Consider the following 19,007-nt stretch of genomic DNA (forward strand, 5'->3'; position numbering starts at 1 on the left):
GGATGCGTATGCGATGTCCACGACGCCTGGTGTGGTGGGCCGCGATCGCCCTGGTGGTCTCCGCCTGCGGCACCGGCCAGGACGGCGGCGCCGCCAGAACGGCCTGCGGCACGGGGAAGCCCGCCACCGGGATCCCGATCACCGTCGGCGCGATCGTCACCGCGAGCGGCGGCATCGACTTCAGCTCGGCCACCAAGGCGGCCAAGGCGTACTTCGACTGCGTCAACGCCGGCGGCGGCATCGGCGGCCGTCCGGTCGAGTACCTGGTCGAGGACGACGGCCTCAACCCGCAGAAGGCCTCCGCCCTGGCCACCAAGCTGGCCGGCAACCGCGACCTGGTCGCCCTGGTCGGCGGCTCCAGCTTCGTCGCCTGCGGCGTCTCCGGCCCGATCTGGGAGCAGAACGGGCTGTTCGACGTGCTCGCGGTCGGCGTGCCGAGGGCGTGCTTCGAGTCGCCGCGCATCGCCCCGGTCAACGCCGGGCCCAGGGTCAGCGCCGTGGCCGCCGCCCAGTACGCCGTCGAGATCAAGGGCGCCAGAAGGGTCGCCCAGATCAGCAACCGGGTGCCCGGCGTCGGCGACTGGACCCAGGACGGCGTGCGCGCCTACCTCAGGACCAAGGGCCTGACCTCGGCCGGCGACGTGCTGCACGACCCCGGCGTCAAGGACGCCACCGCCGTGCTCCTCGAAGCCATGCGGGGCCGCCCGGACGCGATCATCCTCCAGGACCCCGCCCCCGACGACGCCGCCATCCTCAAGGCCGCCCAGGCGCAGGGCCTCAAGGACAAGGTCACCTTCGTCTGCCTGACGCCCTGCTACGACACCACCTTCCCCGGCCAGGTCGGCGGCTACTGGGAGGGCTTCGTGTCCAACTCCGAGTTCACCATGCTCGACGCCGGCACCCCCGACAACAAACTCTGGCGCCGCGTCATGGACGAGTACGCCGACGACAAGGCCCCCCGCGACTCCTTCTCCCAGGGCGGCTTCCTGGCCGCCAAGATCTTCGTCGACACCCTGACCAGGACCGGCGGGACGATCGACCGCGCCTCGGTGAGCCGGGCCCTGTCGCAGGTCAAGGGCTTCCGCAGCGACCTGCTCTGCGCCCCCTGGTACTTCGGCCGCGCCGCCCGTCACAACGCCAACCACGACACCCGCTACGTCACGATGAAGGGCGGCGGCTGGTCGAAGATCAAGGACTGCACGCCGACCCAGGACCCCGACCTCGCGCCGCTGCTGCGGGAGGAGAAGCAGTTGGGGCTGACCGGCTGATGCTGCCGTTCGTCATCAGCGGGCTCGCCCTCGGCGCCGTCTACGCGCTGTCGGGCGTGGGCATCGTCGTGCTCTACCGCGCCACGGGCGTGCTCAACCTGGCCTACGGCGCGCTCGGCGCGATCGGCGCGCTGCTGTCCTGGCAGCTCCTGCAGGACGGCTGGCCGGTCGCGCCCGCGCTGGCGGCCGCGCCGCTGCTGTCGGCGCTGCTGTCCGGCCTGTACGGCGGCCTGGTCGGCCCGCTGGTCGCCGCCCGCGACCCGCTGGTCAAGGCGGTGTGCACGCTCGGTCTCGCGCTCGTGCTGCTCGGCCTGTGCTACTGGACGTGGAGCGACGACCCGCGCACGCTCACCCTGCCGACCGACACGGCCGGGTTCGACGTGGGCGGCGCGCGGGTCACGCTCACCCAGGCGCTCGCGCTGGCCCTGGCCGTGGCGCTGACCGCCGGGACCGCCGTGCTGCTGCGCCGGACCGGCTTCGGCACCGCCATGCGCGCGCTGGCCGACGACCGCGAGATCAGCGCGCTGCTCGGCGTGCCCATCCGGCGGGTCGAGACCGTCACCTGGGCCGCGGGCGGCGCGGTGGCCGGGCTGACCGGGCTGGTGCTCGGCTCGCTGACCCGGCTGGAGGCGGGCACCCTGACCTTCCTGGTGATCGCCTCGCTGGCGGCGGGCGTGGTCGGCCGCTTCAGGTCGCTGCCGGTCACGCTGGCGGCCGGGCTGGCGATCGGGCTGGCCGAGGCTCTGGGCGGGGCGTGGGAGCAGACCGCGCCGTACCGGTCGGTCGCGCCGTTCGCGGTGGCCGTCGCGGCGATCCTGTGGCTGCAGCGCACAGGGGCGCGGGCCAGGCGCGGCGGCACGGTCGAGGTGCGCCCGGCCGAGCCCGCGCTGCCGTCGCGGACCCGGCCGCTGCCGCCCGGCGACGCCCGCTCGGTGCTGCGCGTGGTGCTCGGGCTGGCCGCCGGGGCCGCGGCGCTGGCGGTGCTCGTGCCCCTGGCCGTGGACGGCTACTGGGTGCGGGTGCTCACCTCCGCGGTCATCTTCGTCATCCCCGCCGCGGGCATCGCCCTGCTGTACGCCCGGCTCGGGCTGGTCTCGCTCGGCCAGGTGGCGCTGCTCGGCGTCGGCGGCTGGGTGGCGCTGCGGCTGGCGTTCGCCACCGGATGGCCGTTCCCGCTGGTCGTGCTGGCGGCCGGGGCGATCACCTGCCTGGTCGGCATCGTGTACGGGCTGCCCGCGCTGCGCCTGTCCGGCGTGGACCTGGCCCTGGTGACGCTCATGGCCGGCGGGGCGTTCCAGGTGGCGTTCTCGGCGACCGGGTTCCCCGACGGCGGGCCCGGGTTCCTCGGCCGGGTGGCGGGCAGCGGGACGCAGCAGGCCATGCCGCGGCCCTCGATGGCCTCCTCCGACGCCGGGTTCTTCCGGTTCGCCGTCCTGTGCGCGGTGCTCGCGCTCGTCCTGGTCGTGCTGCACCAGCGCGGGCGGCCGGGCCGGGCGTGGGCGGCGATCAGGAGCGGCGAGGCCGGCGCGCTGGCCGTCGGCGTGGCCCTGACCAGGTACAAGGTGTGGGCGTTCGCGCTGGCGGCGTTCGTCACCGGGACCGCCGGGGCGCTGCTGGCGGCCAACACCGGGCGGCTGGACCCGATCTCGTTCCGGGCCTCGGACTCGGTGCTGCTGTTCGCCGTCGTCCTGGTCGGCGGCGCGTACGGGCTGACCGGCGTGGTGCTGTCCGGCGTGGTCGGCCAGGTCGTGCCCGCCGCCCTCGACGCCGCCGGGCTCGACGGCAACCTCATGCTCGTCGTCTTCGGCGCGGGCACCGTGCACGCCCTGGTCACCGCGCCGCGCGGCATCGGCGGGCAGCTAGAGGACCTGCGGCGGCCCGCATGAGGCTGGAGATCGAGGACCTGCGGGTGCGCTTCGGCGGCGTGCGCCCGCTGGACGGCGTCACCCTGACCTTCGACTCGGGCCTGTGCGGGCTCATCGGGCCCAACGGCGCGGGCAAGACCACCCTGTTCGACGTGCTGTCCGGCTTCGTCCGGCCGGTCTCCGGGCGGGTCACGGCCGGCGGCGCCGACCTGCTGGCGCTCGCGCCGCACCGGCGGGCCAGGTGGGGGCTGCGCCGCACGTTCCAGCAGGAACAGGTGGTCGCCGAGCTGAGCGTGGCCGGCAACCTGCGCCTGGCCGCCGACCACCTGGGCGGCCAGGACGAGGGCCTGCTCGCGTTCTGCGGCCTGAGCGACCCCGGACGTCCGGCGAGCGAGCTGACGCTGCCGGAACGGCGGCGGCTCGAACTGGCCCGCGCCCTGGTCGGCACGCCCAGGATCGTGCTGCTCGACGAGCCGGCCGCCGGGCTGTCGGAGGCGGAGTCGCGCTCGCTGGCCGAGGTGGTGACGGCCGTGCCGGACAGGTTCGGAGCGCTCGTGGTGCTCATCGAGCACGACGTGGCCCTGGTCGGCGAGGTCTGCGCCACCACGGCCGTGCTGGACTTCGGCCGGCTGGTCGCCGCCGGCCCGACCGCCGCGGTGCTGGCCGACGAGCGGGTGCGCGCCGCCTACCTGGGGGAGGCGCCATGAGCCTGGAGGTGCGCGACCTGCGCGTGCGCAGAGGCGGGCGCGAGGTGCTGCACGACGTGACGCTCGACGTGCCGCCCGGCGAGATCACCGCGCTGCTCGGCGCGAACGGCGCGGGCAAGAGCACGCTCGTGCTCGCCGTGGCCGGGCTGCTGCCGGTCGAGACGGGCGCGGTCAGCGCCGACGGCGACGAGCTGACCGGGCTGCGCCCCGAACGCGTCCGGGCGCTGGGCGTGGCCGCCGTGCCCGAGGGCCACCGGGTGCTGCGCTCGCTGAGCGTGGCCGACAACCTGCGCGTGGCCGGGCCCGACCCGGGACCGGCCCTGGCCGCCTTCCCCGAGCTGGCCGGGCTGCGCGACCGGCGGGCCGGCACGCTGTCCGGCGGCCAGCAGCAGATGCTCGCCCTGGCCCAGGCCGTCACCGGCGGGCCGCGTTACCTGCTGGTGGACGAGCTGTCCTTCGGTCTGGCCCCCGCCGTGGTGTCCAGGCTCGTCCCCGCCCTGGCCGCGCTCGCGGAGGCCGGGGCCGGGGTGCTGCTCATCGAGCAGTACACCCGGCTCGCCCTGGAGCTGGCCACCCGCGTGCACGTGCTGGACCGGGGCCGGGTCGTGCTGCGCGGCACGCCGGACGAGCTGCGCGGCCGGCTGCGTTCGGCCTATCTGGGAGCGGGCGATGGAGACCTTTGACGTCGTCGTGGTCGGCGCGGGCTCGGCGGGCGCCGCGGTGGCCCGCCGGCTGGCCGACGACGAGGCGCTGCGCGTGCTGCTGCTGGAGGCGGGCGGCCCCGACGTCAACCCCGACATCCACGACCCCGGCGGGGTGTTCCGGCTGTGGGGCGGCCCCGAGGACTACGACTACCGGGTGGCGCCGCAGCGGCGGCTGGGCGGGCGGCGTCCGCACTGGCCGCGCGGGAAGGTGCTGGGCGGCTCGTCCTCGCTCAACGGCATGATCTTCGTCAGGGGCGCGCCGGCCGACTACGACGCCTGGGGGCCCGGCTGGTCGTACCCCGAGGTGTTGCCGTACTTCAAGCGGCTGGAGGACTTCGACCGCGGGCCCGGCGACTACCACGGCGCCGGCGGGCCGGTACGGGTGATCGCCGACTACGCGCCGCACCAGGTCAACGCGGCGATCGTGGCGGCCGCCGTGGAGCAGGGCCTGCCGTTCAACCCCGACTGCAATGGCGAGCGTCCCGACGGCGCCGGGTTCTGCCAGCTCACGATCCGGCACGGCCGCAGGCACAGCACGGCCGACGCCTACCTGCGCCCGCGCTGCGACCGGCCGGTTCTGGAGATCCGCACCGGGGCCCGCGCCCGCCGGCTGCTCCTGCGCGGGCGGCGGTGCGTGGGCGTGGAGTACCGCCAGGGCGGCCGCCTGCACCAGGTCGGGGCCGCCGCCCAGGTCGTGCTCAGCGCCGGGACCGTCGAGTCGCCGCGCCTGCTCCTGCTGAGCGGCCTCGGCGACGCGGCCGAGCTGCGCCGGCACGGCATCAAGGCGGTGGAGGACCTGCCCGGCGTCGGGCGAAACCTGCACGACCACGCGCTCGTCCCGGTGATCGTGGCCGCCCGCCGGCCCGTGCCGCCGGCGATGCCCGGCCTGCAGCCGATGCACAGCCAGCTCTTCTGGCGCAGCCGCCCCGGACTGCCCGGCCCCGACGTGCAGCCGCTGTTCTTCCACATCCCGCTGTACGACGAGGGCATGACCGGCCCGCCGGACGCCTTCACCCTCATGGCCGGGATCGTCCGGCCGGAGAGCAGGGGCCACCTGGCGCTGACCTCGGCCGACCCCGACGCCCCGCTGCACCTCGACCCCGCCTACCTGGAGGCGGCCGCCGACCGCGCGTGCATGCGCGCGGCCGTCGAGCTGTGCCGGGAGCTGGTCCACGCCGCCGCCCTGCGGGAATGGGCGGGCGCGGAGCTCCATCCCGGTGACCGTGAACTGTCCGAGCACATAGAGAGGACCTTGGTGACCTACCACCATCAGGTCGGGACCTGCGCCATGGGAACCGTCGTGGACCAGCGGCTCAGAGTCCACGGCATCGACGGGCTGCGCGTCGCCGACGCCTCGGTGATGCCCGCCGTCACGTCAGGGAACACGAACGCGCCCGCCATCATGATCGGCGAGCGGTGCGCGGACATGGTGCGAGAGGAGATCGGCTCATGACCGGCCTGTACATCGGCGGCGCCTGGGGCCCGGCCGCGGACGGCGCGACGTTCGCCACGCTGGACCCGGCCGAGGCCACCGTCATCACCGAGTGCGCCGAGGCGGGCCCCGCCGACGTGGACCGCGCGGTGGCGGCGGCCAGGGCCGCGCTGGACGACCCGGCCTGGGCCGAGCTGCCCGCCGCCGCCCGCGCGAGGCTGCTGTGGAAGGTGGCCGACCTGGTGGAGGAGCACGCCGACGAGCTGGCCGAGCTGGAGACCAGGGACAACGGCCAGCCGCTGGCGGTGGCGCGAAACGTGACCGTCCCCGGCACCGCCGAACATTTCCGATATTTCGCAGGATGGTGTACGAAAATCGAGGGCTCGGTGTTGCCCGTCTCGTACCCCGACACCCTGCACTACACCCGGCGCGAGCCGGTCGGCGTGTGCGCGCTCATCACCCCGTGGAACTTCCCGCTGATGATCGCCGCCTGGAAGCTCGCCCCCGCCCTGGCCTGCGGGAACACGGTGATCGTCAAGCCCGCCGAGCAGACCCCGCTGACCACGGTGCGGCTGGTGGAGCTGATGGCGCTGGCCGGCTTCCCGCCCGGCGTGGTCAACCTGCTGACCGGCGGCCCGGAGACCGGCGCGGCGCTGGCCGGGCACGCGGGCGTGGACAAGATCTCCTTCACCGGCTCGACGTCGGTCGGCCGCTCGCTCGTGCACGCCAGCGCGGACAACCTCAAGCGCCTGACCCTGGAGCTCGGCGGCAAGACCCCGAGCATCATCGCGGCCGACGCCGACATCGACGCCGCGGTGGCGGGCAACGTCCAGGGCGCGCTGTTCAACAGCGGCCAGGTCTGCGCCGCGTACTCGCGCTTCTACGTCGACCGCAAGCGCGTCGACGAGTTCACCTCGAAGATGGCCGCCGCGGCCGACGCGCTCAAGGTCGGACCCGGCCTCGACCCGGCCACCGATCTCGGCCCGCTGATCAGCGAGGACCACCTGATGGCCGTGGACGCCCACGTCCGCAGCGCGCTGTACGATGGCGCGCAACTCGTCACCGGCGGCAGGCGCGCCGAGGGCCCCGGCTTCTTCTACCGCCCGACCGTGTTCGCCGAGGTGACCGACGCCATGGCCGTGGCCCGCGAGGAGGTGTTCGGGCCCGTCATCCCGGTGCTGGCCTACGACGACCCCGACGAGATCGCCGGCCGCGCCAACGGACTGGAGTACGGCCTGGCCGCCTCCATCTGGACCAACGACCTGTCGACCGCCCATCGCCTGGCCGCCCGGATCCGGGCGGGAGCCGTGTTCATCAACATGATCCATGTGCCCGACGCCGCCACCACGTGGGGGGGCTACAAGGCCAGCGGGTGGGGGAGGGAGATGGGCCCGTACGCCATCGACGCCTACACCGAGGTCAAGGGCGTCTGGACGCACCTGGGGAGGGTGTGATGGGAGAGCTCGTCCTGGCAGCCAAGATCACGCATGTGCCGTCGATCTGGCTGTCGATCCAGCCGGGCAGGCACTTCGGCATCCGCCGGCCCGCCGAGCTGGCTCTCACCGAGGTCGGCAGGCGGGCGCGGGAGCTGGGGGTGGACACGTACCTGATCGCCGACACCCACTGGATGAACAGCATCGGCTTCCACCTCAACGGCAAGGAGCGCCACCGCGACTCCTACGCCAGCCACGAGCTGCCGCACTTCATCCACGACCTGGACTACGACTACCCGGGCGACCCCGAGCTGGCCGAGCTGATCCGCGCCGAGATCGCCGCCGGCGGGCAGAAGGCGCTCGTGCACACCTACCGCGACCTGGGCCTGGAGTACGCGACGCTGGTCCCGATGCACTTCATGAACGAGGACTCCGCCGTGCGGGTGTTGCCGATCGGCTGCAACGTCTACTCCTCGATCGACGAGAACCGGCGCATCGGCGAGGCGCTGCTGCGCGGCATCCGGCAGAGCGACCGCCGGGTCGCCTTCCTGGCCAGCGGCTCGCTCTCGCACGCCTTCCCCTCCAACGAGACCGCCGAGTCGCTGCTCAACGAGGTCAGCAGCCCGCTCAACCGGAAGATCGACATGGCCGTGCTGGACATGTGGGCCGAAGGGCGCATCGGCGAGTTCCTGGACATGTTGCCCGACTACAACGTGCGCTGCGCGGGGGAGGGCGCGATGGCCGACACGGCGATGTTGTTCGGGCTGCTGGGGTGGCGGTCGTACAAGGGGCGGGGGGAGCAGTTGTGCCCGTACTTCGGCTCGACCGGAACCGGGCAGGTGGTCGTGGACTTCCCCGTGCCCGCGTACGATAAGATCTGAAATCATATGTGAAATAGGACAGACGGAGGTTCTGGATGGCGGGGGTCCAGGCGTCGCGCGGGCTCGTGGTCGGGCAAGATGAGGGGATGACAGTGGGCGCGGGCTTCCGCGACGCCATCATGAAGGTCCTGCAGAGGTGATGGTGAGCAGCACGAGAAAACCGGCCCAGGCCAAGCGGCCCAAGGGCTCCAAGGCCGAGATCAGCTACGACCTGCTGCGGGCCCGCATCCTCGACGGCACGTACGGCCCCGGCTACCGGCTGGTCATGGACCAGCTCGCCCGGGAGACCGGCGTCAGCACGATCCCGCTGCGCGAGGCCGTGCGCAGGCTGCAGTCCGACGGGCTGGTCGAGGTCGTCCGCAACATCGGCGCCCGGGTCGCGGTCTTCGACTCGGTGCAGGTCGAGCACACCCTCAACGTGCTGGCCCGGCTGGAGGGCTACGCCACGGCCATCTGCGCGCCGCACATGGACGCGGCCAAGATCCAGGAGTCGCGGGAGATCAACGAGCGGATGAAGGAGGCGCTGGAGGAGTTCGACCCGACCTCCTTCACCGCGCTCAACCGCGAGTTCCACTTCTCGCTCTACCGCCACTGCCCCGACGAGCACCTCAACGCCCTGCTGGAGTCGGAGTGGGCGCGGCTCGACCACATGCGCCGCTCCAGCTTCACGTACGTGCCGGGGCGGGCGCGCAGGTCGGTGGAGGAGCACGACCACCTGCTGAGCCTGATCGAGGGCGCCGCCGAGGCCGAGGTGATCGAGCAGGCGGCCCGCAACCACAAGATCGCCACCGCCGACGCCCTGCACACCGCCCAGGTCTCCCGGCAACACTGACCTCCCGGCAACACTGACCTCCCGGCGGCGCTCGACGTCCTGCGGCGGTGCTCAGGGCCCCGGGGCAGGGGTTCAGGGCGGCGCTTCGGGTCAGGGCTTCAGGGTGGGTCAGGGCTTCGGGGTGGGGCTTCGGGGTGGGGCTTCGGGTCAGGGTTGCAGGGTGAAGAGCGTCCATTCCTCGCCCTGGGCCAGCCCTGCCAGCTCGCGGCCGCACTCCCGCAGCGCCTGCGGGCCCGAGGTGATGTGCTGGGCGCCGGCGTGCGCGTCCCGGAACAGGCGCTGGAGCAGGCCGTCGCGCAGCGCCGTCGTGCCGCCCGAGGCGTAGGCGAACCCGGCCGCCCCGGTGAGCGTCGAGGTGGCGTGGTTGAGCGCGAGCCGCACCATCGTCTCCTGGCGGGTGGACAGCGTGCCGCCCGCGTTCAGGGTGCGTTCGGCGTCCTCCCACGTCTCGCGGACCAGGGCGCGCGCCGCCCGCAGGGCCGCCTCGGCGCGGGCGAAGCCGGTGTGGAAGGCGTCGCTGACGGCGAGCTGACCCGGACGTCCGGCGCGGGCCGCGACGTGCCGGCCCAGCTCGTCCAGCAGGCGGCGGCCGAGGCCGAGCGCCCAGCCGGAGTGGGCGATCAGCGCCTGGTCCAGCAGGCCCAGCCGGTAGATCGCGCCGCCGCGCAGCGGCTCCCGCTGCGCGAACAGGTGCGTGCGCGACTCCGGCACGAAGGCGCCGTCGATGGCGTAGTCGAGGCTGCCGGTGGCGCGCAGGCCCAGGACGTCCCAGTTGCCGAGCGGTTCGGCGTCCTCGACCGGGGTGATGAAGATGCGCTCCTCGCCGGTGCCCTCGACGACGCCGAGGCTGTGCACGTACCGGGCGTGCGGCATGGCCGAGGCGAAGCTCCAGCGGCCGGTCAGCCGGAAGCCGCCGTCCTCGCGCACGGCGGTGCCCGGCCGGGTGCCCTGGCCCGCGAACAGCGGCGTGCGGGGGCCGCCGAAGATGTGCTCGACGGCGTCGTCGCCCAGGTAGGCGCCCGCCGTGCCGTTCTCCAGGGTGGTGGCCATGACCACCCAGCCGGTCGAGGCGTCGGCGTAGGTCAGCTCCTCGAAGAGGTCGAGCAGCTCCGACGGCGACAACTCCGCGCCGCCCAGCGGGGCGGGCAGCCAGACGCCGAACAGCCCGGCCTCGTGCAGGGCGGCCACGACGGGCTCGGTCAGCCTGCCCAGCGCCTCGGCCTCGGCCGCCTCGCTCTCGATCAGCGGGCGCAGGTCGCGGGCACGGTCCAGGTGGGTGGGGCCGGCTGAGTGCAGTCGCGGCGTGTCGCTCATGTCCCGGTGCTCCTGTTCGTGATCGTCGGCGGTCCTTCCTCCGTCAGATCACGTCCCCGCCCGGTTGTCCACCCTCCGCCGGAGATCCCGGCCCGCACCCGGAAAAGACACTGGCTTTGCATGAACATGCGTTGCAATGCATAATCTTCTTCTATGTCCAAGGTTCTCACCTCCCTGCCCACCGGCGAGCGGGTCGGCATCGCCTTCTCCGGCGGTCTCGACACCTCGGTGGCCGTCGCGTGGATGCGCGACAAGGGCGCCGTCCCGTGCACCTACACCGCCGACATCGGCCAGTACGACGAGCCCGACATCGCCTCGGTGCCCAGCCGCGCGCTGGCCTACGGGGCCGAGCTCGCGCGCCTGGTCGACTGCCGCGCCGCGCTGGTCGAGGAGGGCCTGGCCGCGCTCACCTGCGGCGCGTTCCACATCCGCTCGGGCGGCCGGGCCTACTTCAACACCACGCCGCTCGGCCGCGCCGTCACCGGGACCCTGCTGGTGCGGGCCATGCTTGAGGACGAGGTGCAGATCTGGGGCGACGGCTCCACGTTCAAGGGCAACGACATCGAGCGGTTCTACCGCTACGGCCTGCTGGCCAACCCCCACCTGCGCATCTACAAGCCCTGGCTCGACGCGGACTTCGTCTCCGAGCTCGGCGGGCGCAAGGAGATGTCGGAGTGGCTGCTCGCCCACGGGCTGCCCTACCGCGACAGCACCGAGAAGGCGTACTCGACCGACGCCAACATCTGGGGCGCCACCCACGAGGCCAAGACCCTCGAACACCTCGACACCGGCATCGAGACCGTCGAGCCGATTATGGGCGTGCGCTTCTGGGACCCCGAGGTCGAGGTCCTCCCCGAGGACGTCACCATCGGCTTCGACCAGGGCCGCCCGGTCACGATCAACGGCAAGGAGTTCGGCTCCCCGGTCGACCTGGTCATGGAGGCCAACGCGATCGGCGGCCGGCACGGTCTGGGCATGTCCGACCAGATCGAGAACCGCATCATCGAGGCCAAGAGCCGCGGCATCTACGAGGCCCCCGGCATGGCGCTGCTGCACGCCGCCTACGAGCGCCTGGTCAACGCCATCCACAACGAGGACACCCTGGCCACGTACCACAACGAGGGCCGGCGGCTCGGCCGGCTCATGTACGAGGGCCGCTGGCTCGACCCGCAGGCGCTCATGCTGCGCGAGTCGCTGCAGCGCTGGGTCGGCACGGCGGTCACCGGCGAGGTCACCCTGAGGCTGCGCCGCGGCGAGGACTACTCGATCCTCGACACCACCGGCCCGGCCTTCAGCTACCACCCCGACAAGCTGTCGATGGAGCGCACCGAGGACTCCGCGTTCGGCCCGGTCGACCGCATCGGCCAGCTCACCATGCGTAACCTGGACATCGCCGACTCGCGCGCCAAGCTGGAGCAGTACGCCACGCTCGGCATGGTCGGCACCACCCACCCGGCGCTCATCGGCGCCGCCCAGGCGGCCTCGACCGGCCTCATCGGCGCGATGCCGCAGGGCGGCGCGGAGGCCATCGCCTCCCGCGGCGAGGTCGCCGAGGACGACGAGCTGCTCGACCGCGCCGCGATGGAGTTCGGCACCGACTGACCGCGCCCCCAGGGCCCCCGGGCCTCCCGGGCCGCCCCTGGGCGGCCCCGCGCGGCCCGGGGCGTGGCGCGCGGACGCCACGGGTACGGACCGGAGATGATGCTCGACGAGCGGGACGGCGCGGACGTCACGCCCGCCATCGACTGGCTGCTCGGCCCGGTGTCCCGCGAGGAGTTCCTGCGGGACCACCAGGGGCGGCGGCATCTCCTGCTGCGCAGGCGGTCGCCCGGCCACTACCGCGAGCTGTTCTCGCTGGCCCGCCTCGACGAGCTGCTGTCCGGCTCCGGCCTGCACGCCGGGGCCGTGCGCGTGGTCCGCGACGGCCACGCCGACGGCGGCGCGGCCGGGCTGGAGGACCTCTACGCCCGCTACCGCGACGGCTCGACCCTGATCATGCCCTCGGTGCACGAACGGTGGCCGCCGCTGCGGGAGCTGTGCCGGCGGCTGGCGGGCGAGTTCAGCGCGGAGTGCCGGGTCAACGCCTACCTCACCCCGCCGCGAGCGCGCGGCTTCGGCGTCCACCACGACTCCCACGACGTGTTCGTGCTGCAGGTGGCCGGGACCAAACGCTGGCGGATCCACGAGGACGCCCGCCACGAGTTCGACCTGTGCGAAGGGGACCTGCTCTACCTGCCGCGCGGCCTGCCGCACGAGGCCGCCTCGGCGCAGGGCGCGTCCCTGCACCTGAGCGTCGGCGTCCATCCCCTGACCTGGGCCGACGTGCTGCTGGCCGGGTGCGAGGCGGCCGTCTCCGCCGACCCCGACTGCCAGGAGCCGCTGCCCTTCGGCTTCGCCCGTACGAGCGGCGGCCGGGCCGCCGCACGGGAGCGCATCCGGGAGCTGACCGCCCGCCTGATGACCGTCCTCACCCCCGAGAGGCTGGCCGACGACGCGGTGGACATGGCGTTGCTCGCCGAGGGCGACCGGCTGGGCGGCCATCTGCTCGACCTCGCGGGCCTGGCCGGCCTCGACGCCGGCACCGCCGTCCGGCTCCGCCCCGGCCTGCGCTGGGAGAGCAGACGGGACGCCGGCACGCTGGTCCTCGCCTTCCACGGCAAACGGCTCAGCCTCCCGGCCCGGCACGAGGCCGCCTTCCTGCGCATGGCGGACGGCGAACCCTTCACCGCGGCCGGCCTGCCGGGGGAGGACGGCCTCGCCCTGGTACGCCGCCTGGTCGAGGAGGGCTTCCTGACCCTCGCGACGTCAGGCTGACCCGGCGGCGCCACCTGTGCCGGGGGCAGCGGGCCTGCGGAAGACGCAGCGCACCACGTGCCAGCGTTTGGGCTCGTCCCTGGCGTCGACGCCGTCGTAGCGGTCCTCGCGCAGGACGACCGGCTCCAGCCCGGGGAACAGCGCGCCGGCCTCGGGGGCACGCAGGAACGTGCGCCCCGGCCGCCCCGCCCAGGCGTCCTCCGGACCGAAGAACGTGCAGCACAGCACGCCGCCCGCGGCCAGGCCGCCGGCCATCGCGGCCGCCACCCGGCGGACGTCGGCCTCGGGCAGGAAGGGCAGGACGTGGATCGCGACCATGAACGAGTAGGCCCCCGCCGTGACCGGCACGTCACGGACGTCGGCGTGCACGACCCGCAGCCGCGGGTGCCGCCAGGCCGCCGCCAGCGCGAGGGTGCAGGGGTCGGTGTCCACGGCCTCGACCGAGAAGCCCAGCTCCAGCAGGAGGCGGGTGTCGTTGAGCGGGCCCGCGCCGAGGTCCAGCGCCCGCCCGCGGACGCCGCCGAGCACGCCCAGCGCCTCGACGACGAGGGCGTTGGGTCCCCGCCCCGCCCGCAGGGAGGCGTAGGTCACGCCCCGCTAGCCGCTCACCTTGAGGATCCGCTGCTCGACCAGCACCCCGGCCAGGGCGACCCGCTCCTCCCCGGTCAGGCCGCCGGGCAGCTCCCGCACGTAGAAGGCGCCGGTGCGGGCCACGAACTCCAGCGCGGGCGAGGCGATCATGTTGGCGGCCACCAGCGGTTCGCCCGACGGGGAGAGCAACTCGACCTGGTTCCCGTCGCGGCGGGTGGTGAGCAGCCCGGCGCGCTCGTTCACCATGCGGCGGGTCAGCGTGACGGTGCGATGGTCGTACCAGACGTCGGGGAGCGGGCAGCCGAAGAGCTCCTCGTAGCGGTCGCGGAACTCGGCGAACGTGCCCGCCGGGGTCTCCTCGGCGGGCTCGTCCGGCGTGCCGGGGTCGTTGCTCGGGCTGTGGTGGACGTACCGGCCGAAGTAGGTGCGGCAGAACTCGGTGTACAGGCCGGTGAAGAGGATGAAGTGATGCCAGGCGTCGTCGACGCGCGTCGAGTGCATCGTCCAGATCCGCGACCGGTCGACCTGCGTGAGCACCAGGTACTTCTTCGCCTCGGCGAACAGCTCCCCGGCCTCCTCCTCCGTCGCGGCGACGCGCTCCTTGACGAGCCGTTCCAGCAGGTAGGGCGCCTGGTGGTCGAGCGCGGCGAGCGGGGTGTCGGTGATCATGTCGGTTCCCCTACTCCGGCGACGACTTCCTGCGGCAGGACGAGATGCACACGCTGCTGCAGTCGCGGCAGGTCATGCAGGGGCTGTGGCAGTCGGCGCGCTCGGTCTTGACCCGCAGGTGCAGCCGGCCCGTCCGGATCTCCCCGGGGTCCCCGGCGGCCTCGGCGGCCTCCGAGGTCAGCGACGTCTCCGCCGTGCCGGCCTGCCGGCGGACGACCTTGGCGTCCCGGCGTACCCACAACACCTTCGCGCCGAAGAGCAGGATGTCCTCGGGCACGTCCTCGATGTGCAGGACGTCGCTCTGCGGGATGTCGAGGGCCGAGTTCAGATCCTCCAGGCTGGGATACAGCGTGACGAATCCGTCCTGGTACGGCGGGCCCACGTAGCCCCAGAACGTCATGGTGTCCGGGGAACCCTCCTGGAGCAGCTTGACCAGGAGAGGATGCGGCTCGGGCCCTTGCACGGCTTTGCTCATGGCGGTACTCCTCGTTCCCGGCGAGCGTGACATCCCGGACCCGGGAGCGGCGGCGCGCCGCGCCGCCGCTTTGCCGAACCCGGGGCCGCGCCGGGCGGGCTCAGCCGAGGTCGCCCTGTGCCGTGCCCGGCGCGTTCGCCTCGGCGAAGACGCCCACCTGCTCGGACGCCGGTGACGGCGGCTGCTCCATGAGCGCCTGGATCGCGGACCTGCGCTTCTCCAGGCCCACTTCGTCGATGCTGATCCGCCGCCGGTTCCGGCTCTTGTCTTCGGTCATGCTCGGCAACCGTAGTGAGCCGCACGTCAACGCGGGGCAACGGCACCGTCTTGTTTGGGCGCGCTCGCCCCGGCCGGACGGCGTCGCGACCTGGTCTGTTCCGGTTTTCCGCCATCGAGGTCGGCGGCCGGACCCCATGGTGGCCCGTCCCCCGGCTGCCTAGCGTTGACCCTCGTGATCAGTCTGAAGGGTTTGACCAAGCGGTACGGCGACCGGACGGCGGTGGACGACCTGTCGCTGGAGCTCAGACCCGGCGCGGTGACCGGGTTCCTCGGTCCCAACGGCGCGGGGAAGTCCACCACGATGCGGCTCGTCCTCGGGCTCGACCGGCCCTCGGCGGGCACGGCGCTGGTCGGCGGCGTGCCGTACCACCGGATCAGGAACCCGCTGCGGACGGTCGGCGCGCTGCTCGACGCGCGGGCGCTGCACCCCGGGCGCAGCGGCCGGGCGCACCTGACCGCGCTGGCCCGCAGCAACGGCATCCCCGTGCGGCGGGTGGCCGAGGTGCTGGAGAGCGTCGGCATGGCCGGCGCGGCGAACCGCCGGGCCGGGGCGCTCTCGCTCGGCATGAGCCAGCGGCTCGGCATCGCCGCCGCGCTGCTCGGCGACCCGGCGGTGCTGCTGTTCGACGAGCCCGTCAACGGGCTCGACCCCGACGGCGTGCGGTGGGTGCGCCGGCTCATGCGGTCGCTGGCCGCGGAGGGCCGCACGGTGTTCGTCTCCAGCCATCTGATGAGCGAGATGCAGCTCACGGCCGATCACCTGGTGGTGATCGGCAAGGGCCGGCTGATCGCCGACGCGCCCCTGGCCGAGGTCATCGGGCGCAGCTCGCTGACGGCCGTGCTGGCCCGCACCCCGCACGCCGGGGAGCTGGCCGGACGCCTGCGCGCCGCCGGGATCGCCGCCGAGCGCGTCGCCGAGAACGAGGTCGTCGCCACCGGCGCGCCCGTCGAGCGGGTGGGCGACCTGGCCTACGAGGCCGGGATCAGGCTGCACGGCCTGCGCACCCGGGAGGCGTCCCTGGAGCAGGCCTATCAGGAGCTGACGGAGAGCAGCGTGGAGTACGGGACGACGGAGGCGGGCGCGTGACGGCGGCGTTGTGGCAGGCGGCACGGGCCGAGTGGGGCAAGTTGTGGTCGGTCCGGTCCACGTGGTGGTGCCTGGCCGGCGCGGCGGCGCTCATGGTGCTGACCGCCGTGGCCCTGGCCGCCGCCGCGGCCACCGACGCGGTGCGAGAGGGGGTGCGAGAGGGGGTGCCCGGCGCGCGGGTGACGGCGAGCGAGTCCGTGGTGTCGGCCACGTCGTTCGTGCAGTTCGCGCTGGTCGCCCTGGCCATGCTGGCGATCACGTCGGAGTACTCCTCGGGCGGCATCAGGGTCACGCTGCAGGCCACGCCGGTGCGCGGGCTCGTGCTGGCCGCCAAGGCGCTGGTGGTGGCGCCGGTGATGTTCGCCGCCGGGGCGCTGTCGGGGGCGGTGGCGACGGCGGCGGTCTACGTGGTGCTGCAGGCCGACGCGTTCGGCGGGCTGGTCGCGCTGCCGTTCGGGGAGGCGGTGCGGGACGTGACGGGCGCGGGCGTGTTCTTCGCCCTGGTGGCGGTGACGACGCTGGGCGCCGGGGCCGCGATGCGCAGCGCGGCGGGCACGCTGACCGTGGTGTTCATGCTGCTCCTGGGCCTGCCGCTGGTGCTGCTGATGACCGGGAGCCAGGCGGCGCTGGACGCCTCGCTGCGCATGCCGACGTTCGCCGGGCTGGCGTTCATGGGCAGCGTGGACAACCTGACCGGCGGGCCCGTCCCGTACTCGGCGGGGGAGGGCCTGGCCTGGCTGCTGGCCTGGGCGGCGGCGGCGCTGGCGGCGGGCTACGCCGTGCTGCGCCGCCGCGACGCCTAGACTTCGGGCCCGTGTCGGACAACTTCGGGCCCATGCCGGACAACCGGGAGAACACCGGCAGCCGGGCGGTGAAGGCGCTGGTGGGGGTGCTGGCCGGCATGGCGCTCGGCGCGGTCGAGCTGGCCTTCCTCTGCGCGGCCTGGCCCGCCTGGCTGGTCCCGGCCGCGCGCCCGCTGGCCCGGCGCGGCGCGGCGCGGCTCATGGCGCTCGAACGCGCCCGGCTGACCCGGTGGTTCGGCCACCCCGCCCCCACCCGCGACGGCGGTTACGCCTACCTGGCCGCCCGCGCCGCCCTGGGCGTGCTCGGCGGGTACGGCTGCGCCGTCGCCCTGTTCGTCGGCGGCCTGCTGCTGGGCGGCGGGGCGTGGGACCTGATCACCGACGGCTCGGCCCCCGTTCCCGTCGAGCTGCCGGGCGTGCGGATCGTCACCACCGGCGGCATGCTCGGCCTGACCGGCGGCGTGGCCCTGCTGACGGTGACCGCGCTGCTCGCCCTGGCCGCCGGCGTGCTCGAACGCCGCCTGGCCGCCCACTTCCTCGGCCCCGGCGGCCGGGAGCTCATGCGCCGCCGCATCGCCGAGCTGACCGCGACCCGCTCGGGCATCGTCCGGGCCGTGGACGACGAGCGCCGCCGGATCGAACGCGACCTGCACGACGGCGTCCAGCAGCGCGGCGTGGCCCTGGCCATGCTGCTCGGCCGCGCCCGGCACGGCCGCGACCACGACCGGACCGCCGAGCTGGTCGACCAGGCCTACGCCGAGTCGCGCCGCCTCCTGGACGAGCTGCGCAGCGTCGCCTGGCGCATCTACCCCACCGCCCTGGACGAGCTGGGGATCGAGGCCGCGCTGGCCGGCGTCGCCGAACGCTCCGTCGTGCCGGTCACCGTCCACTACGGGCTGTCGGCCCGGCCCGCCACGGAGATCGAGACCGCCCTGTACTTCGTGACCAGGGAGGCGATCACCAACGCGGTCAAGCACGCCCGCGCCCATGACATCCTGGTCGTGGTGGGCGAGGACGAACGGACGGTGAGCGTGGCGATCTCCGACGACGGCGGAGGCGGCGCCGACCCCGCGGGCGGCGGCCTGTCCGGGCTGGCCCGCCGGGTCCTGGCGCTCGACGGCGCGTTCACCGTGGACAGCCCGCCCGGCGGCCCCACGAAGATCGTCGCCACGCTGCCCAAGGAGCCGCCGTGCGGCTGATCCTGGCCGACGACTCCGTGCTGCTGCGCGAGGGCCTGACCCGGCTGCTCGCCGAGGCCGGGCACGAGGTCGTCGCGGCCGTGGGCGACGCGCCCGCGCTGCTGGCCGCCGTCGCCGATGACCGGCCCGACGTGGCGGTGATCGACGTGCGCATGCCGCCCGGCCACAAGGACGAGGGGCTGCGGGCGGCCCTGGAGATCCGCGCGCGGTGGCCCGAGGTGGGCGTGCTCGTCCTGTCCCAGTACGTCGAGCCCCACTACGCCGCCACCCTGCTGGCCGGGCCCGCCGAGGGGCTCGGCTACCTGCTGAAGGACCGGGTCTCGGAGGTGGCCGACTTCCTCGACTCCCTCGACCGCGTACGCGCCGGCGGCACGGCCTTCGACCCCGAGGTGGTGCGGCGGCTGCTGGCCCGCACCAGCCACGCCGACCCGCTGAGCCGGCTCAGCCCGCGCGAGTCCGAGGTGCTGGCCCACCTGGCCCAGGGGCTGGTCAACGCGGCCATCGCCGAGCGCCTGCACGTCTCGGCGTCCACCGTGGAGAAGCACGTCAACGCCATCATGGAAAAGCTCGACCTGCCGCGCGACACCGGCTACAGCAGGCGGGTGCTGGCGATCCTGCGCTACCTGGAGGGCTGACCCGCAGACCGGGCCGGCG

Annotated in this window: 19 protein-coding genes; 14 read left to right on the forward strand and 5 right to left on the reverse strand. The window is 74.1% G+C overall.

Going from position 1 to position 19,007, the window contains the following annotated elements; translation table 11 throughout:
- The first annotated feature begins 8 nt into the window (after positions 1–8).
- The 8 genes from ACIBQ6_RS09810 (at position 9) to ACIBQ6_RS09845 (ending at position 9,122) form a co-directional block, all read left to right on the forward strand.
- Positions 9–1,268, forward strand: a complete 1,260-nt coding sequence (locus tag ACIBQ6_RS09810) for an ABC transporter substrate-binding protein (RefSeq protein ID WP_397210986.1) — start codon at positions 9–11, stop codon at positions 1,266–1,268.
- A complete protein-coding gene (locus ACIBQ6_RS09815; RefSeq protein ID WP_358286124.1) occupies positions 1,268–3,154 on the forward strand; it encodes an ABC transporter permease in 1,887 nt (628 codons plus the stop codon). The genes ACIBQ6_RS09810 and ACIBQ6_RS09815 overlap by 1 nt, the downstream gene beginning before the upstream one ends.
- Positions 3,151–3,840, forward strand: a complete 690-nt coding sequence (locus tag ACIBQ6_RS09820; protein WP_397210988.1) for an ABC transporter ATP-binding protein — start codon at positions 3,151–3,153, stop codon at positions 3,838–3,840. Before ACIBQ6_RS09815 ends, ACIBQ6_RS09820 begins: the two co-directional genes overlap by 4 nt.
- Positions 3,837–4,523: an ABC transporter ATP-binding protein gene (locus ACIBQ6_RS09825; protein WP_397210990.1), complete on the forward strand. Its 687-nt coding sequence runs from the start codon at positions 3,837–3,839 to the stop codon at positions 4,521–4,523. The genes ACIBQ6_RS09820 and ACIBQ6_RS09825 overlap by 4 nt, the downstream gene beginning before the upstream one ends.
- The gene (locus ACIBQ6_RS09830) at positions 4,510–5,997 is read left to right on the forward strand and encodes a GMC family oxidoreductase (RefSeq protein ID WP_397210992.1); all 1,488 of its coding nucleotides are present in this window, start codon (positions 4,510–4,512) and stop codon (positions 5,995–5,997) included. Before ACIBQ6_RS09825 ends, ACIBQ6_RS09830 begins: the two co-directional genes overlap by 14 nt.
- Positions 5,994–7,430 (forward strand): aldehyde dehydrogenase family protein, encoded by a 1,437-nt coding sequence (locus tag ACIBQ6_RS09835; protein WP_387669547.1) that lies wholly within the window; start codon positions 5,994–5,996, stop codon positions 7,428–7,430. The genes ACIBQ6_RS09830 and ACIBQ6_RS09835 overlap by 4 nt, the downstream gene beginning before the upstream one ends.
- A complete protein-coding gene (hpaD, locus tag ACIBQ6_RS09840) occupies positions 7,430–8,290 on the forward strand; it encodes a 3,4-dihydroxyphenylacetate 2,3-dioxygenase (protein ID WP_352351281.1) in 861 nt (286 codons plus the stop codon). The genes ACIBQ6_RS09835 and hpaD overlap by 1 nt, the downstream gene beginning before the upstream one ends.
- Before the next feature lie 139 nt (positions 8,291–8,429).
- Entirely contained in the window at positions 8,430–9,122 is a 693-nt protein-coding gene (locus tag ACIBQ6_RS09845; RefSeq protein ID WP_352351279.1) for a GntR family transcriptional regulator, read from the forward strand.
- Positions 9,123–9,269: 147 nt separating this feature from the next.
- Here ACIBQ6_RS09845 and ACIBQ6_RS09850 read toward each other — a convergent pair whose 3' ends face one another.
- The gene (locus tag ACIBQ6_RS09850; protein WP_397210995.1) at positions 9,270–10,436 is read right to left on the reverse strand and encodes an acyl-CoA dehydrogenase family protein; all 1,167 of its coding nucleotides are present in this window, start codon (positions 10,434–10,436) and stop codon (positions 9,270–9,272) included.
- 153 nt (positions 10,437–10,589) lie between these two features.
- Between ACIBQ6_RS09850 and argG the strand changes: the two genes are divergently transcribed.
- Positions 10,590–12,038, forward strand: coding sequence for an argininosuccinate synthase (gene argG / locus ACIBQ6_RS09855; RefSeq protein WP_358286136.1), 1,449 nt, complete (start codon positions 10,590–10,592; stop codon positions 12,036–12,038).
- A 96-nt stretch (positions 12,039–12,134) separates the two neighbouring features.
- Positions 12,135–13,250, forward strand: coding sequence for a cupin domain-containing protein (locus tag ACIBQ6_RS09860; protein WP_397210997.1), 1,116 nt, complete (start codon positions 12,135–12,137; stop codon positions 13,248–13,250).
- Here ACIBQ6_RS09860 and ACIBQ6_RS09865 read toward each other — a convergent pair.
- The 4 genes from ACIBQ6_RS09865 to ACIBQ6_RS09880 form a co-directional block, all read right to left on the reverse strand.
- A complete protein-coding gene (locus tag ACIBQ6_RS09865) occupies positions 13,242–13,841 on the reverse strand; it encodes a class I SAM-dependent methyltransferase (RefSeq protein ID WP_397210999.1) in 600 nt (199 codons plus the stop codon). The two genes, ACIBQ6_RS09860 and ACIBQ6_RS09865, sit on opposite strands and share 9 nt — an antisense overlap.
- A 6-nt stretch (positions 13,842–13,847) precedes the next feature.
- Positions 13,848–14,510, reverse strand: coding sequence for a glycine-rich domain-containing protein (locus ACIBQ6_RS09870; protein WP_397211001.1), 663 nt, complete (start codon positions 14,508–14,510; stop codon positions 13,848–13,850).
- A 10-nt stretch (positions 14,511–14,520) separates the two neighbouring features.
- A complete protein-coding gene (locus ACIBQ6_RS09875) occupies positions 14,521–14,985 on the reverse strand; it encodes a hypothetical protein (RefSeq protein WP_397211003.1) in 465 nt (154 codons plus the stop codon).
- Positions 14,986–15,085: 100 nt separating this feature from the next.
- Positions 15,086–15,262 carry a hypothetical protein gene (locus ACIBQ6_RS09880; protein ID WP_397211005.1) on the reverse strand — a complete coding sequence of 59 codons (177 nt, stop codon included), beginning with the start codon at positions 15,260–15,262 and terminating at the stop codon, positions 15,086–15,088.
- 174 nt (positions 15,263–15,436) lie between these two features.
- Between ACIBQ6_RS09880 and ACIBQ6_RS09885 the strand changes: the two genes are divergently transcribed.
- Genes ACIBQ6_RS09885 through ACIBQ6_RS09900 form a run of 4 tightly spaced genes read left to right on the forward strand, consistent with a single transcriptional unit; the run spans position 15,437 to position 18,988 of the window.
- Positions 15,437–16,351 (forward strand): ATP-binding cassette domain-containing protein, encoded by a 915-nt coding sequence (locus ACIBQ6_RS09885; RefSeq protein WP_397211007.1) that lies wholly within the window; start codon positions 15,437–15,439, stop codon positions 16,349–16,351.
- Positions 16,348–17,154 (forward strand): ABC transporter permease, encoded by an 807-nt coding sequence (locus ACIBQ6_RS09890; protein ID WP_358286150.1) that lies wholly within the window; start codon positions 16,348–16,350, stop codon positions 17,152–17,154. Before ACIBQ6_RS09885 ends, ACIBQ6_RS09890 begins: the two co-directional genes overlap by 4 nt.
- Before the next feature lie 11 nt (positions 17,155–17,165).
- The gene (locus tag ACIBQ6_RS09895) at positions 17,166–18,353 is read left to right on the forward strand and encodes a sensor histidine kinase (RefSeq protein WP_397211010.1); all 1,188 of its coding nucleotides are present in this window, start codon (positions 17,166–17,168) and stop codon (positions 18,351–18,353) included.
- On the forward strand, positions 18,344–18,988 hold the full coding sequence (locus ACIBQ6_RS09900) for a response regulator transcription factor (protein WP_358286154.1): 645 nt from the start codon (positions 18,344–18,346) through the stop codon (positions 18,986–18,988). Before ACIBQ6_RS09895 ends, ACIBQ6_RS09900 begins: the two co-directional genes overlap by 10 nt.
- The last annotated feature ends 19 nt before the right edge of the window (positions 18,989–19,007 follow it).

Origin of the sequence: Nonomuraea sp. NPDC049655, assembly GCF_044465465.1 — a bacterium.
GTDB lineage: Bacteria > Actinomycetota > Actinomycetes > Streptosporangiales > Streptosporangiaceae > Nonomuraea.

Excerpts from the sequence above, each read along its gene's own strand:
- ACIBQ6_RS09825 (WP_397210990.1), top strand. The coding sequence starts at position 3,837 with ATGAGCCTGGAGGTGCGCGACCTGCGCGTGCGCAGAGGCGGGCGCGAG.
- ACIBQ6_RS09860 (WP_397210997.1), top strand. The coding sequence starts at position 12,135 with ATGATGCTCGACGAGCGGGACGGCGCGGACGTCACGCCCGCCATCGAC.
- ACIBQ6_RS09870 (WP_397211001.1), bottom strand. The coding sequence starts at position 14,510 with ATGATCACCGACACCCCGCTCGCCGCGCTCGACCACCAGGCGCCCTAC.
- ACIBQ6_RS09830 (WP_397210992.1), top strand. The coding sequence starts at position 4,510 with ATGGAGACCTTTGACGTCGTCGTGGTCGGCGCGGGCTCGGCGGGCGCC.
- hpaD (WP_352351281.1), top strand. The coding sequence starts at position 7,430 with ATGGGAGAGCTCGTCCTGGCAGCCAAGATCACGCATGTGCCGTCGATC.
- ACIBQ6_RS09875 (WP_397211003.1), bottom strand. The coding sequence starts at position 14,985 with ATGAGCAAAGCCGTGCAAGGGCCCGAGCCGCATCCTCTCCTGGTCAAG.
- ACIBQ6_RS09810 (WP_397210986.1), top strand. The coding sequence starts at position 9 with ATGCGATGTCCACGACGCCTGGTGTGGTGGGCCGCGATCGCCCTGGTG.
- ACIBQ6_RS09845 (WP_352351279.1), top strand. The coding sequence starts at position 8,430 with ATGGTGAGCAGCACGAGAAAACCGGCCCAGGCCAAGCGGCCCAAGGGC.
- argG (WP_358286136.1), top strand. The coding sequence starts at position 10,590 with ATGTCCAAGGTTCTCACCTCCCTGCCCACCGGCGAGCGGGTCGGCATC.
- ACIBQ6_RS09880 (WP_397211005.1), bottom strand. The coding sequence starts at position 15,262 with ATGACCGAAGACAAGAGCCGGAACCGGCGGCGGATCAGCATCGACGAA.
- ACIBQ6_RS09820 (WP_397210988.1), top strand. The coding sequence starts at position 3,151 with ATGAGGCTGGAGATCGAGGACCTGCGGGTGCGCTTCGGCGGCGTGCGC.
- ACIBQ6_RS09835 (WP_387669547.1), top strand. The coding sequence starts at position 5,994 with ATGACCGGCCTGTACATCGGCGGCGCCTGGGGCCCGGCCGCGGACGGC.
- ACIBQ6_RS09815 (WP_358286124.1), top strand. The coding sequence starts at position 1,268 with ATGCTGCCGTTCGTCATCAGCGGGCTCGCCCTCGGCGCCGTCTACGCG.
- ACIBQ6_RS09850 (WP_397210995.1), bottom strand. The coding sequence starts at position 10,436 with ATGAGCGACACGCCGCGACTGCACTCAGCCGGCCCCACCCACCTGGAC.